Below are 12,939 nucleotides of genomic sequence, written 5' to 3'. Positions count from 1 at the left end.
ACCGGCCCCCGGCGGCCTGCGCCGTACGCAGGCTCAGGTGAGGGCGACGGCGGCCTCGCCGGTGTAGGCGAGAAAGGTCAGGCTCTCCTGGAGGTACAGCCGGATGGTGGTCGCGTCGTGCGAGTCGTATCCGACCGACAGGTCCTGGCCGATGCGCAGCTCGTAGTCACCGCCACGGGTGGTCAGCAGGAACGCGCCGCTGATGGCGGGAGCCCAGATGATCTCCCCGTCGATGAGCCGTGCGAGGTGCTCGTGGATGGGGTAGCCGTGGTCGGACGTCTCGTTGACCGCGGTGTAGGCGTCCGCGCTGAGCGCGAGCGAGTAGGGGCCGTCGACTCCGGCCAGGCGCAGGGTGGTGATCGCCTGGCTGATCGTGTTGGGGTAGTCGCGCGCCTCGGCCGGGAACGAGAGCGCGGGATTGGTCGAACCGCGCCGGATGCCCTCGATGCCCGCGGCGGCGTACCCCTCGAAGATCGCACGGTCCTCGGCGTAGGCCATCTGCCGCGCGGCCTCCTTGACCGGGTCCCAGTCCGAATCCTTAGCCCCGCGCTCCACGTCGTCGACGGCCTGGCGGTCCACGGTGAACGGCACACGCAGCTCGACGAGCGCCTGGGAGTCGCGCAGGCGGGCCGCGACCCCCGGTGCGGGCGACTCGACCGGTGACAGATGGCCGGTGGAGACCGAGGAGAGGGTGACACCGCCCGGCTCGGGCACGTCGACCAGCCGGCGTCCCGCGAGATGCCGGATGAAGGTCCGGCGGACCTCGCTCTCCAGGTCGGCCCAGGCCGCTTCCGAGATGGGCGCGAGTTCGCGGTGGAGGTTGTTCATCGCGGTGTGCTCCTCTTCAGGTTCTTGAGGTCGCCGATCGCCAGGGAACCGTCGGACGCGTGCGTGGTCTCGGCCGGAGGCTCGTCGGTCACCCGCGCGGCTTCGCGCCGGGGCCCGGGAGGCGGAGGCGGGTCGTCCAGGAAGTCGGCCGACGGCGCGAAGAAGAGGCCGCCGGTGACCGCGGTCGAGAAGTCGAGGATCCGGTCGTGGTTGCCCGGCGGATCGCCGACGAACATCCGCTCCAGCATCAGCTCGGTCACCGCGGGCGTGCTGGAGTAGCCGATGAAGTACGTGCCGAACTCGCCGCGGCCGGGAGCGCCGAACGGCATGTTGTCCCGTACGATCTGGCGTTCCGTGCCGTCGGGGTCGGTGATGGTGGTGAGCGCCACATGGGAGTCGCTCGGCTTGACGTCGTCGGGAAGCTCGATGTCGGACAGCTTGGTCCTGCCGATGACCCGCTCCTGCGCCTCGACCGGCAGGGCGTTCCAGGCGGCGAGGTCGTGGAGGTACTTCTGGACGATGACGTAGCTGCCGCCCGTGAAGTCCGGGTCCTGGTCCGGATCGTCGGCGCCGACGCTCACGGCGGCGTACGCGTCGACTCCCTCGGGGTTCTCCGTGCCGTCGACGAAGCCGAGCAGGTCGCGCTCGTCGAAGTACTTGAACCCCTGGACCTCCTCGCAGACCGTCACGGCCCCGCGCAGGCGTTCCATGATCTGTGAGGCGAGCTCGAAGCACAGGTCCATCTGGCCGGCCCTGATGTGGAAGAGCAGGTCGCCCGGCGTCGCGACGGCAGTGTGCCGCGCACCGGTCACCTCGCGGAAGGGATGCAACTCGGCCGGCCGGGGGCCCGCGAACAGCCGGTCCCACACGGCCGATCCGATGCCGGTGACGCAGGTCAGCGCGCCCGAGGGGATGCGGAACCCCACCGATCGCACCAGCCCTGCCACGTCGGCCAGCAACTCGCGGACGACCGGCTCGCCGCCGGGGTCGACCGTCACCACCAGGAAGATCGCGGAGCTGGTGAGCGGGGAAAGCACCGCCTGCGGTACGGGTGGTCGATCCGTCACGTCCTGTGCCTCGCCCTTCTCCGGTCGGTGCTGCTCCGTCTGGTGGGGGACCACTCAGGGAGGATATGTCAGCGAGGTCCGCCCATGTGGCGGTGGGGTAAGGCCCACACCCCCCGAACCAGAATCCGCGTGATCATGCACAGGCTCGGCCGTACCCGCAGCGACCTGCCCTTTCATTGCCCGTGATCATGCACAGGTTCGGCCGTGTCATCGACGACCTGCCCTTTCACTAGCCGTGATCATGCACACATTCGGGTGGAGCCTGGCCGGCCTGCCCATACGTCGAGCGTGATCATGCACACCTTCGGATGGGGCGCCGCTGACCTGGCCGTCTGCCGGGCGTGATCATGCGCTTCCCGATCGTGTGCATGATCACGCCATGAATCGTCGCAGCTCACCGCAGGTATTTCCGAATCCGTGCATGATCACGAAGCGGGTTGTCGCAGCTCAGCCGGGCATTCTCCGAAGGTGTGCATGATCACGCCCAAGAATGTGGGGGGTGGGGGGGGGTTAGAGGCTGCTGGCGGGGGTGAGGAGGTCGTCCAGGCCGATGCGGCGGAAGAAGTCCGCGCGTACACGGTCGGCGACCGCGGAGACCACTTCGCTGCCGTCACGGCTCGGGTCGATGTGGGTGTGCAGCGGCCGGGTCCCGGCGGGCATGTCCACGACCCGCGCGATGGTCTCCGCCACCTCGTCGACCTCGGCCGTCGGGGGGAGCAGCCTGGCCAGGCGGGCGTTGACGTCGTCCATCAGGCTCGCGTAGTTCTCGTCGTACGCCGCCGCGCGGTCGGCGTCGTCGGGCCGCCCGGCGTGGAGGAAGTGATTGGTCCCCTTGGTGTACGCCCCCGGGACGACGATCGCCGTCTCGATGCCGAACCGGATCAGTTCGCCGGCGTAGCTGACGGCGAGGGCGTCCATCGCGGCCTTCGCCGCGAAGTACGGGCCAAGGAACGGAGGGCAGCCGCCCCGCGTGCTGGAACTGCCGACCCACACGAGCAGACCCTCGTTCTGCCTCCGCATGTACGGCAGAGCCGCACGGTTGACGCGCTGGGTGCCCAGCACGTTCGTGTCGTAGACCTGGCCGATCTGTTCGGGGGTGAACGCCTCGGCCGGCCCGAGCACCATGTGCCCGGCGTTGTGCACGACGACGTCGAGACGCCCGTGGGTCTGTGCGATCTCGGCGAGGGCGTGGTCCGCCGACGTCTGCGAGGCCACGTCGAGTTCGATGGGCCGCAGGTCGGCGCCGTTGTCCTGGGCGTACTGCACGAGATCGGCGACCGCGGGCGCGTTGCGGCCCTCGGTCTCCCTGATCCCCGCGTACACGGTGTGACCCGCACGGGCGAGGGCACGCGCGGTCAGCGCGCCGAAGCCGCTGGAAGCGCCGGTAACAATGATGATCTTGTTAGAGTTCACCGGGGTTCTCCTCTGGTACTCGGTCGCGCGTCAGATGGCTCCGCCGTTGGCACGGATGACCTGGCCGTTCACCCAGTGGCCCTCGTGGCTGGCGAGGAAGGCGACGACCGCGGTGATGTCCTCCGCCGTGCCGAGGCGCTCCAGCGGAGGCGCGGCGGCCAGTCGGGTGAGGTTCTCCTCGGTGTTGTTGTCGTACAGCAGGTCGGTGGCGGTCGGGCCGGGGGCCACGACGTTGACGGTGATGTCGCGGCCGCGCATCTCCCGGGCGAGGATGAGCGTCATGGCCTCGACGGCTCCCTTGCTGGCGGCGTATCCGCTGTAACGCGGGAAGGCCAGCCCGACGACCGACGACGAGAAGTTGATGAGGGCGCCGCCGGGCCGCAGGCGCCTGACGGCCTGCTGGGAGACGACGAACGTGCCGCGGATGTTGGTGCGGTGCATCTCGTCGAGCACCTTGAGGTCGAGTTCGGCGAGGGTGGACAGGACCATTCGGCCGGCGGCGTTCACGACGACGTCGATTCCGCCGAACGTCTGCTCGGCCAGGTCGAACACCGCGGCCATGTCGTTCTCATCGGCGACGTCGGCTTGGGCGGTGATCGCCTGCCCGCCCGCCTCGCGGATCTCCTTCACCGTGTCGTCCGCCGCGGCCTTGTTGCCCCCGTAGACCACGACGACGGCGAGGCCTTCCGCCGCGAGCTTCCTGGCCACCTGGTTGCCGATGCCGCGCGATCCTCCGGTGATGACGGCGACGCGTGCCTGGCCGGATTCGTTGTCCGTGGTGATGGACATCGAAGTCTCCCAAAAATTCGTAACATCGCTTTCGCGTTTGCGTTATCGACGATACCAGAGGCTGGGAACTGTTGCTACTTGACCTTCGTATCGCCGTTAACGGTCCCTGGCCCGAGTGCCGGCATAAACATGTCTGCCCGATGAGCGGTGCTCATCGGGCAGATGGAGGGTCTGAAGGTTCAGGAAGAGGCGCGTGTCAGTCGGAGTCGCCGGGCCTTCGTGGTCTCGGCTTCATCGGCATCGGCATCGGCATCGGGTCTCGGGCCGGTTTCAGGCGCTGTGCGCTGTGACGCTGGGGTGGACGGCGACGATCACCCGGTGATCACGCCCGCCCTCGGCGGTCTCGTCGTGGTACTTGCCGACCAGCGCCGCCACCGCACCCGCCAACTCCTCCGCGAACGCCGCCCGGTCGGCCGCCGACGCGAAGCGGACCTCCCCGTCCAGAGCGAACGTGGCCACCCGCCTGCGCGCCGCCGCCGCGCCCGTGATCAGCACACCCACGTCCCGCACCAACCGCGCCGCCACCGCCAGCAACCACCGCGCCGACAACCGATCCGGCGAACGCGACGGATCCGGCTGCACCGCCGCCAACGCCGCCGGCGAGATCACATACGACGCCGCCGTCGCCCGCATCACCCGCTCGGTCATATTGCCCTTACGGCGCTCCTCCACCAACTCCACCAGACCATGCCGCTCCAACGCCCTCAGGTGATAATTCACCTTCTGCCGCGGCAACCCCACCTTCGCCGCCAGCATCGTCGCCGACCCCGCCACCGCCAACTCCGCCAGCAACCGCGCCCGCACCGGATCCAGCGACACCTCAGCCGCCGCCGCATCCTCGATCACCGCCACCTCGAACATGCCCCCCACCATTCCACCGACAAGTATTAGTGTCAACGCATAAGAAGTTGTCGGTAAGTCGCACGATCCGGGTCGTACCGTACGCCCGATCAAGCGTGGCCAGGAACCGAGCCGTGGGCATCGATCCCCCCCCGGCCGTACGGCGAAGCCGGGTCATCGATCCCCCGCCTGTACGGCCAAGCCGTGGGCGCCGATGTCCGCCCGGCCGTACGGTGAGGGGGTGCTGACGGTCGGGGTGGATCTCGCGGCGGAGGCGGTACGGACGGCCGTGGCCTGGGTGGAATGGTCGGCGGGACGGGCCTTCGTCAAGGACGTCGCCGTGGGCGCGGACGACGACCTGATCATCGAGGCGATCAAAGGAGCCGGCAAGGCGGGGATCGACTGTCCGCTGGGCTGGCCGGAGCTTTTCGTGTCGTTCGTCTCCGCGCATCGCGCGGGCGACGTCGTCGTGCCCGGCGGCCTCGGCCGTGACTGGCGCAGGGATCTGGCGCTCCGGGTGACCGATCGGGCCGTCCACGAGCGGACCGGCCTCCGGCCGTTGAGCGTCTCGGCCGACCGCATCGCCCATCCCGCGATGCGGTGCGCGGCGCTGCTGGCCAGGCTCGCGGTGGAGACGGGTACGGCGGTGGCCCGCGACGGCGGCGGCCCCGTCGTCGAGGTCTATCCGGCCGCGTCGCTCAAGGAATGGGGCCTGCCGTACCGCGGATACAAGCGGACGGAGAACGCCGAGGCGCGGGGCAGGATGATCGACGCCCTGCTGGCCGCCGCGCCGTGGCTGAGCCTGGGTGATCACGAGAGCGCCTGCCGGAGATCGGACGACGCCGCCGACGCGGTCATCGCCGCTCTCACGGCCCGGGCCGCCGCGTGCGGACTCGTCACCGTGCCCGGGCCGGCGCAGGTGGCGAATGCCGTCACGGAAGGCTGGATCGCGATCCCCACGACTCCTCTGGACGCGCTGCGCTAGGACGCCGCCCGCCCGGGGACACGGCAGGTGACGCGGGGATCAGACGCCGGCCACGGGCTCGACATCGGCGATGGCCGCGTCGAGCGGCACCTTCAGGAACTCGATGTTCCCGGTGGCCTGCATCATGACCACACCGCCCTGGATCGCCGCCAGGATCGAGGACGCGGTCTTCTCCGCCTCGAGGGACGGCTCGGCGAGCCCCTCTCCCTGTGCGCGGCGAATTCCGTCGGCGATCCGGGTGTGCCACGTCTCGAGTAGGTCCGCCACGATCATGCGGATGCCCGGATCGGCCGGCCCGAGCTGAGTGGTCAGCGCGCTCAGCGGGCAGTGGATGCCCTGCTCCTGGTATTTCTGGACGACCACGTCGCGCCACGCCTGCCAGGTTCCAGCGGGGCCGAGTTCGTCGAGAAAGGGCTGCTGGTCGTTCAGCACCTCACCGGCCTCGTGTGCGGCGACCGCCCGGAGCAGTTCGGCGCGCCCGTCGGGGAAGTAATGGAACAACTGGCTCTTGCTGGTGGCCGTCGCCGCGCGGATGTCGTCGAGGCCGACCTGGTCGGCGCCCCTGGTGCGGACCAGTTCCGCCGCTCCTGCGACGATCCGTTGCCGTGTCGCGGCGCCTTTGGCGGTGAGAGCACGGGTCATGCCAGGAGGATACAAGCCTGGACTCAGCAGTCCAGTCCGATGAGGGATCTTCGGGGGGATCAGGCCGGTCAACCGGCGGCAAGCGGGTTCAGCGGCGTGCGGGTTCAGCGTCGGGCGAGGGACTCGATCGGTGCGTCCTCGATCCGGAAGGCGTCACGGAGCCGGGTGGCGTCGAGGACCACGCCCAGTGTGCCGTGCACGCCGGTGAGGTGGAGCGTCCCGCCCGCTCTCACGCTGTCGTCGAGACCATCGAGGAGGACCTCCAGCCCGGTCGAGTCGCAGAACCGCAGGCCTGAGGTGTCCACCACGAGCCTGACGCGTCCCTCGGACACGAGTTGCCTGAGCGTGCCGCGCAACTGTCCGCCGGTCGCGATGTCGAGTTCGCCCGCTACGGCGACCACGGTGACGGCCGGATGATCATTGATGGTGATGTCGAGCTGAGCAGTCATATGCGCGCCTTCGGTTGGATCGGGGCGTGCTGTCCGAAATGACGCTATCCGTTCGCGTGTCTACGGTAAGTAACGTCCGCCCTCGGTTCGAGCCGTGGAAGGCGCCTACCTCAAGGTGCCGGGAACCTACCGGTCAACTGGGTAAAGAGGCGGGCCGCCGGGTCGGATGATCCTCAGGACGGCCTTAGCGGCCGCCCGATATGAGTCGGTCTCTGGTGGTGGAGGAGACTCTAATCCGTTAAATGAAGCTCTCGCCTGAAAAGGCGTCGAGGACAGGAACAGCCATGTACAAGCGCATCCTCGCGGCGGTCGACAACTCCCCGCGCTCGGACCGGGTCCTGGAAACGGTCGAGAACCTTGCCAAGCTCACCGGTGCGGCCGTCGACGTGGTTCACGTCGGCGCGTCTCAGGTGGTGTACGACACGGTGGTCCAGGTCGAGGACGAGCAGGAGGCCCAGGCGGTCATCGACAACGCCTTGGCCCGGCTGAAGGAGGCGGGTGTCGCGGCCCGGGGCGAACTGCTGACGGGACTTCGCGGCGACATCTCCGACATCATCGTCGACCGGGCGCAGGAGTTCGGCACTGACCTGATCGTGCTCGGCCCCGCCCATCACACCCAGATCGGCGTGCTGATCGGCGAGAGCGTGAGCGAGAAGGTCGCGCTGCACACGCCCACGTCGGTGCTGTTGGCCGTCTGATGCCTGGTCAGGTGCGTCGTCGGGCGACTTGCTAGATGAGACGCCCGACGGTCACCTGACCGGAGTCCCGGGCCGGACGCTCGGGGACTCCCTGCGAAATAACAAAATGTCTGGCTCTTCGGGAAAGTCCCTGCGCGGGTGAGTGATCCCCTATAGCGTCGGCAGGTCGAGTTACCCGGGGATCACCAGAAATCAGGTGAAGCGGCGTGGCGCGTTCGTGGACGGAGTTGCCGACCAACCGCGTCATACGGCTGACGGGAGCGAGTCGCGAGGCGCTCGCTCTGTCGCTGGAACCGCTGCCCGACGGGGCCCCCGCCGTCCTCACCTACGCCGCGACCGTCGCACCCACCGCGTCCGCCATGGTCGAGTCGGTGTTGTCCGAGCTCGAGACGGCCGCCGTCGCCCTCTATCCGGCCTGGCTGCCGGACGCCGAGGGCATCGCGCCCGGGGGAGCGGGCGTCGGCGCGGTTCGTGTGCTCGCCTTGGAGATGGCCTCCGGAACGCATCATTTCGGCCCCTTCGTGGCCGACCTCGCGCAGACGTCCCTCAGAGGTGAGGCGCCGGGACCCACTCGGTTTCCCCCTGAGGTGCGGGCGGCCGGCCTCGCCCGTGTCCTCGCCGCGGCGTTCGGCCGCCCACGGGCGGCGTTGCTGATCGACGTGCCCGAAGGCCTTTCCGCCCGGGACGAGGACGTGCTGCTCGCGGGATGCGAATGGCTGGCCCATCGTGCCGGCATGGGCATGTGGCTCACCGGCGCTCGCCTTGCCTCCGTCGATCGCCTGGAGACCGCGATGGTGCGGCTGCCGCCCGAGGTCGCCGCCATCGCCCGAGACGTCCCGGACGCGCCCGTACGGCCGGCCGTGACCGCTCACACGTCCGAAGGACCCGTGCGGGCCGGATCCGCTCCGGCGCCGGCGTACCGGGGTGCCTTCCTGCCGCCGTCCGGCATGCGGGAACCGGGTCTGAGGGAACCGGCGGTGCGATATCCGGCCGTCGCCGGGCGTCCGCACCCGGCGAGTGCCGCCGAGCACGCCCTGGAGCGGGCACTGGCCGCCTGCGACTGGGCCGCCGGGCGAGCGTGGAACCAGACCCACCAGTCGCATCCGCTCGCCCTGTCGATCCGGCTGGATCTCCTCTGGCGGCAGGAGCGATGTGTGGTCGAGATCGATGGTCCCGAACACCGCGAGGCGGTCAGGTTCGAGGCCGACCGGCGCCGCGACGTGCAACTGCAACTCGACGGCTACGCCGTCCTGCGCTTCACCAACGCCCAGATCGCCTCCGATTTGGAAACGGTCGTCCGCCAGTTGGAGCGGTTCGTCGTGAGCCGCCGCCCTGGAACGTTCGAAGGATCACGCGATGTCTGACACGAATCTGTCCCTGCCCGAAGTCGCCGCCCTCGTCGTACTCATGGTGGAGGCCGGTGAGATCGCCAATCCGGACCTCGCGGAGCGCTACGGCCTCACGCTCGACGGGAAGAGGCGCCTGCGCCTGAACGAGCTGAAACTGGTCGACAGCTGGAAGCAGGGGCGCGCGTACGTCCACGTGCTGACCGACGCCGGCTGGGCCCGCGTGGCCGAGGAGTTTCGTGCCGAGGCGATCAGCGCAAGGGCGGCGGGCGGCCAGCTGAAGGGTTCGCCTGGGCCGATCATCCGGGCGCTGATCGGCGGTGTCCAGGGGTTCATGGAGCGGACCGATCGCAGGCTGTCAGACGTCTTCGGTCCTGTGTCCAATGTCGAGGCTCTCATCCGGGAGGCCTACGCCGAGCTCGTCATGGAGCCGGGAGGCTGGGTGAGCCTCACGGAGCTTCGTGTGCTCCTGCGTGACGTGGCGAGGACGAAGGTCGACGAGACACTTCGGCGGATGGCCGCCATGCCCGATGTCGACGTCGTCCCCGAGTCGAACCAGAAGGCCCTCACCCGGCGGGACCGAGAGGCGGCGCTGGTCATCGGCGACCAGGACAAACACCTTCTTGCGATCGGAGCATGATGGCGGTCGACGAGCATGGTGCCCTGAGCGCTCTCACGTTCAACTGGGTCAGTGGGTTCGAGGATGTCTGGCATCCCTCGCCATTCCATGTCGAGGCGTTGAACCTGCAGACCGTGCAGGCCGTCCTCGACGGGGTCGGCGAGGCGACGCGGAGCACCGACACGAGCCCGATCGGGCTGGTGGTTCAGGGGCAGCGGGGTGCCGGCAAGACGCACCTGCTGGGATGGATCCGGGAGAAGGTCCAGGAAGAAGGCGGCTACTTCTTTCTCGTCGAACTCCTTGATGCCGGGATGTTCTGGGAGAACGTCGTGGGATCGGTGCTCGACGGCCTGTCGCGCGAGCTGGACGGCGAGAGCCAGCTCAAGGCGTTCCTGCGCCGTCTCTCCTCACAGGTGGGAGTGCCGCGGATGATGCGGCGCGCGGTGATCGGTGACGCCCCTCTCACCGTGGAGGTGCTCGACGGCTTCATGGAGGCGTTGGAGCGTTTCGACGGGCATGTAGGCCGGGAAAGCAAGGAAGCCGCCAGGGCGCTCGTGCTTCGTGCATCGATGGACCGGCACGCGCGTGACGTCGGCGACGCCTGGCTCATCTCTCAACCGGAGGAGGAGCAGGGCGAGCGCGCGAGATGGGGGATGCGACGAGGACAGCGGTCGCCGCAGGAAGTCGTCAGGAGCCTGTCACGTCTGCTTGCCCTAACGGGACCATCCGTCATCGCGATCGATCAGATCGACACTCTGGTGGCCGCCGCCACGGCCGTCAGCGATCATCGCGGCCGTCATGATCAGCGTGACGCCCTGGTCATCGAGCAGATCGCGGGTGGCCTCATGACTCTTAAGGAGATCACCCGCCGGACGCTTACGGTGGTCTCATGCATTACGCCGACCTGGGTCTACATCAAGAAGAACGCCACTGACACGGTTCAGGATCGGTTCCGCGAAACCATCCGGCTCAAGGCCATCCCTGATGTCGAGACAGGCCGTACCTTGATCGAGCGACGGCTCGGGGCGCAGTACCGCGCGATCGGCTTCAGGCCACCGCATCCGACGTGGCCGGTCAAGCCGACCGCCTTCGACTCCACTCCCGGCCTGACTCCCCGGCAACTTCTGATCAGGATCGACGCCCACATCAGATCCTGCCGGGCCAGTGGTGAGATCACCGAGTTGGGGAGCTTCGACGGCGGGGATGTGAGCACCTCCGAGTCGAGCCCCGAACCGCGCTTCGTCGTCCCCGAGGCCGATCTCGGCAGGCTCGACGTGAGATTCGCCGAACTGCGGGGCACGGCACAGGTGTCGGCGGACGCCGCGGCGGCGCTCGATCCGGCGGCCGAGGACACGATGATGCCGGCGCTTCTGGCGGCCGGGCTGGCCGCCTGGGTAGCCGAGCAGGGCAAGGCCGGGACCCTGTACAGCCAGGACGCGCCGCCCAGTGCGAAACCACCGCTGCACGCCAGACTGCGGCGAAGTCTCGACGAGGCCACCGAGGATGAGGAGCACTGGAGTTTCCGCGCCATAGCCGCGACGAACGCCATAGCCGCACTCACCCGGATACGCGGCGCCTCCGTCGCGGCGGGGCTGAACCCCGACGTCCGCAAGCGCAGATTGTTCCTCCTGCGCAACACGGAGTGGTCGGGCGGCGCCAAGACGCGCGAGGCCGTCGCGGCCTTCGAGCGGGCGGGCGGCAGGACCCTGCGGGTCGAGGTAGAGGACCTGAAGATCCTCGCGGCTCTTCGCGCTCTGCTGAAGGACAATCCGCCCGACCTCCAGGCGTGGCTCGCGGCCCGGCGGCCGACGAGTGAGATCAAGCTGCTCGATGAGGCGCTCGGCGACGTGTGGACCGTTCCGTCCGGCATGCCCGGCGCCGGAGGGGACACCGCGACGCCGGACCCGGTGGCCGCCATGAGCGGTGATTCAGGAAGAGGAAGGGCGGACGTCCCAGCCGGGGATCTCGCGCCGGAGACCCCGGCCGTGCCGGGGGTGAAACGGGCGTCGGCCGTCTCGGACGGGAGCGCGGACGCCCCGTCGATCGTGATCGGGACGACCGTCGGCCAGGTTCCCGCGCGAGTGGACCTGGAGGCGCTGCGCAAGCACACCTCGATCTTCGCCGGCTCGGGCTCGGGGAAGACCGTGCTGATCCGCCGGCTGATCGAGGAGTGCGCGCTCAAGGGGGTGTCGGCCATCGTGCTCGACCCCAACAACGACCTCGCGCGCCTGGGCGACGGCTGGCCGGAGCCGCCCGCCGGATGGCGGGACGGCGACGCGGACAGGGCGGAGCGATACCTCGCGGACACCGACGTCACGGTCTGGACGCCGGGCAGGGTCGCAGGACGCCCGCTGGCCTTCCAGCCGCTCCCGGATTTCAGCGGGGTGATGGACGACGCCGACGAGTTCAGGGAGGCCGTCGGCGCGGCCGTCTCCTCCCTGGTGCCCCGGGCGAAGCTCGAGGGCAACACACAGAAGGCCCACCGGAGCCGGGCGGTCCTGAAGGAGGCGGTCGAGTACTACGGGCGGCACGGCACCGCCGGCCTGCACGGCCTGATCGCGCTGCTGTCCGAGCTTCCGGAAGGGGTGAGCACGCTCGCCAACGCCGACAAGATCGCGGGAGAGATCGCGCAGAACCTGACCGCGACGATGGTCAGCGACCCGCTGTTCGGCGGCGAAGGCGCGGCGGCCGACCCCGGCGTGCTGCTGACCCCGCCGCCCGGCAAACGGGCCCGCATATCGGTGATCAGCTTCGTCGGGCTGCCGTCCGACGAGCAGCGGCAGAGCTTCGTCAACCTGCTGCAGCTCGCGCTGTTCTCCTGGATCAGGAGACACCCGGCCGGCGACCGGCCGCTGGGCGGCCTGTTCGTCATGGACGAGGCGCAGACGTTCGCGCCGTCCGGGGCGATGACCGCGTGCACGCACAGCACGCTGGCGCTCGCGTCCCAGGCCCGCAAGTACGGCCTCGGCCTCGTCTTCGCGACGCAGGCCCCGAGGGGGCTCCACAACCGGATCCCCGGCAACTCCGCCACCCAGTTCTTCGGGCTGCTCAACAGCCCCGCCCAGATCGAGGCGGCGAAGGAGGTGGCGAGGTCCAAGAACAGCACCATCGGGGACGTCGGGCGCCTCGGCCCCGGTGAGTTCTACGCGGGCGTTGAGGGGACGGCGTTCGCCAGGATCCAGGCCCCCATGTGCCTGAGCCACCATCCGAGAAGCCCGCTGACGACGGAGGAGGTCATCCAGAGGGCCAGGAAACCGTAGACG

At 69.3% G+C, this 12,939-nt stretch carries 12 protein-coding genes; 5 read left to right on the top strand and 7 right to left on the bottom strand.

What is annotated here, in order from left to right:
* Positions 1–33: 33 nt before the first annotated feature.
* From Psi02_RS32580 to Psi02_RS40880, 5 genes are all read right to left on the bottom strand, one after another.
* On the bottom strand, positions 34–828 hold the full coding sequence (locus Psi02_RS32580; RefSeq protein ID WP_203979675.1) for a family 1 encapsulin nanocompartment shell protein: 795 nt from the start codon (positions 826–828) through the stop codon (positions 34–36).
* Positions 825–1,949: a Dyp-type peroxidase gene (locus tag Psi02_RS32575; protein WP_239095359.1), complete on the bottom strand. Its 1,125-nt coding sequence runs from the start codon at positions 1,947–1,949 to the stop codon at positions 825–827. Before Psi02_RS32575 ends, Psi02_RS32580 begins: the two co-directional genes overlap by 4 nt.
* A 456-nt stretch (positions 1,950–2,405) precedes the next feature.
* Entirely contained in the window at positions 2,406–3,308 is a 903-nt protein-coding gene (locus Psi02_RS32570; RefSeq protein ID WP_203979674.1) for an SDR family NAD(P)-dependent oxidoreductase, read from the bottom strand.
* A gap of 30 nt (positions 3,309–3,338) precedes the next feature.
* Complete coding sequence (locus tag Psi02_RS32565) at positions 3,339–4,097, bottom strand: SDR family oxidoreductase (RefSeq protein ID WP_203979673.1); 759 nt, start codon at positions 4,095–4,097, stop codon at positions 3,339–3,341.
* A gap of 270 nt (positions 4,098–4,367) precedes the next feature.
* Positions 4,368–4,958 carry an ArsR/SmtB family transcription factor gene (locus Psi02_RS40880; RefSeq protein ID WP_203979672.1) on the bottom strand — a complete coding sequence of 197 codons (591 nt, stop codon included), beginning with the start codon at positions 4,956–4,958 and terminating at the stop codon, positions 4,368–4,370.
* Positions 4,959–5,178: 220 nt separating this feature from the next.
* Between Psi02_RS40880 and Psi02_RS32555 the strand changes: the two genes are divergently transcribed.
* A complete protein-coding gene (locus Psi02_RS32555) occupies positions 5,179–5,922 on the top strand; it encodes a DUF429 domain-containing protein (RefSeq protein WP_203979671.1) in 744 nt (247 codons plus the stop codon).
* Positions 5,923–5,961: 39 nt separating this feature from the next.
* Here the strand turns inward: Psi02_RS32555 and Psi02_RS32550 are convergent, their stop codons facing one another.
* Positions 5,962–6,564, bottom strand: coding sequence for a TetR/AcrR family transcriptional regulator (locus tag Psi02_RS32550; protein ID WP_203979670.1), 603 nt, complete (start codon positions 6,562–6,564; stop codon positions 5,962–5,964).
* A 104-nt stretch (positions 6,565–6,668) separates the two neighbouring features.
* Positions 6,669–7,013 carry an STAS domain-containing protein gene (locus Psi02_RS32545; protein WP_203952057.1) on the bottom strand — a complete coding sequence of 115 codons (345 nt, stop codon included), beginning with the start codon at positions 7,011–7,013 and terminating at the stop codon, positions 6,669–6,671.
* Between the two features lie 284 nt (positions 7,014–7,297).
* Here Psi02_RS32545 and Psi02_RS32540 point away from each other — a divergent pair, with 284 nt between their 5' ends.
* From Psi02_RS32540 to Psi02_RS40375, 4 genes are all read left to right on the top strand, one after another.
* Positions 7,298–7,711 (top strand): universal stress protein, encoded by a 414-nt coding sequence (locus tag Psi02_RS32540; RefSeq protein ID WP_203979669.1) that lies wholly within the window; start codon positions 7,298–7,300, stop codon positions 7,709–7,711.
* 206 nt (positions 7,712–7,917) lie between these two features.
* Positions 7,918–9,075, top strand: coding sequence for a DUF559 domain-containing protein (locus tag Psi02_RS32535; protein WP_203979668.1), 1,158 nt, complete (start codon positions 7,918–7,920; stop codon positions 9,073–9,075).
* Entirely contained in the window at positions 9,068–9,697 is a 630-nt protein-coding gene (locus Psi02_RS32530) for a hypothetical protein (protein ID WP_203979667.1), read from the top strand. Before Psi02_RS32535 ends, Psi02_RS32530 begins: the two co-directional genes overlap by 8 nt.
* Positions 9,694–12,936 carry an ATP-binding protein gene (locus tag Psi02_RS40375; RefSeq protein WP_239095358.1) on the top strand — a complete coding sequence of 1,081 codons (3,243 nt, stop codon included), beginning with the start codon at positions 9,694–9,696 and terminating at the stop codon, positions 12,934–12,936. Before Psi02_RS32530 ends, Psi02_RS40375 begins: the two co-directional genes overlap by 4 nt.
* Positions 12,937–12,939 lie beyond the last annotated feature (3 nt).

This window comes from Planotetraspora silvatica (assembly GCF_016863315.1).
GTDB classification, from domain to species: Bacteria; Actinomycetota; Actinomycetes; order Streptosporangiales; family Streptosporangiaceae; genus Planotetraspora; species Planotetraspora silvatica.
This window is presented reverse-complemented; position numbering and strand designations above follow the sequence as displayed.

Excerpts from the sequence above, each read along its gene's own strand:
- Psi02_RS32580 (WP_203979675.1), bottom strand. The coding sequence starts at position 828 with ATGAACAACCTCCACCGCGAACTCGCGCCCATCTCGGAAGCGGCCTGG.
- Psi02_RS32565 (WP_203979673.1), bottom strand. The coding sequence starts at position 4,097 with ATGTCCATCACCACGGACAACGAATCCGGCCAGGCACGCGTCGCCGTC.
- Psi02_RS40880 (WP_203979672.1), bottom strand. The coding sequence starts at position 4,958 with ATGTTCGAGGTGGCGGTGATCGAGGATGCGGCGGCGGCTGAGGTGTCG.
- Psi02_RS32550 (WP_203979670.1), bottom strand. The coding sequence starts at position 6,564 with ATGACCCGTGCTCTCACCGCCAAAGGCGCCGCGACACGGCAACGGATC.
- Psi02_RS32545 (WP_203952057.1), bottom strand. The coding sequence starts at position 7,013 with ATGACTGCTCAGCTCGACATCACCATCAATGATCATCCGGCCGTCACC.
- Psi02_RS32540 (WP_203979669.1), top strand. The coding sequence starts at position 7,298 with ATGTACAAGCGCATCCTCGCGGCGGTCGACAACTCCCCGCGCTCGGAC.
- Psi02_RS32530 (WP_203979667.1), top strand. The coding sequence starts at position 9,068 with ATGTCTGACACGAATCTGTCCCTGCCCGAAGTCGCCGCCCTCGTCGTA.
- Psi02_RS40375 (WP_239095358.1), top strand. The coding sequence starts at position 9,694 with ATGATGGCGGTCGACGAGCATGGTGCCCTGAGCGCTCTCACGTTCAAC.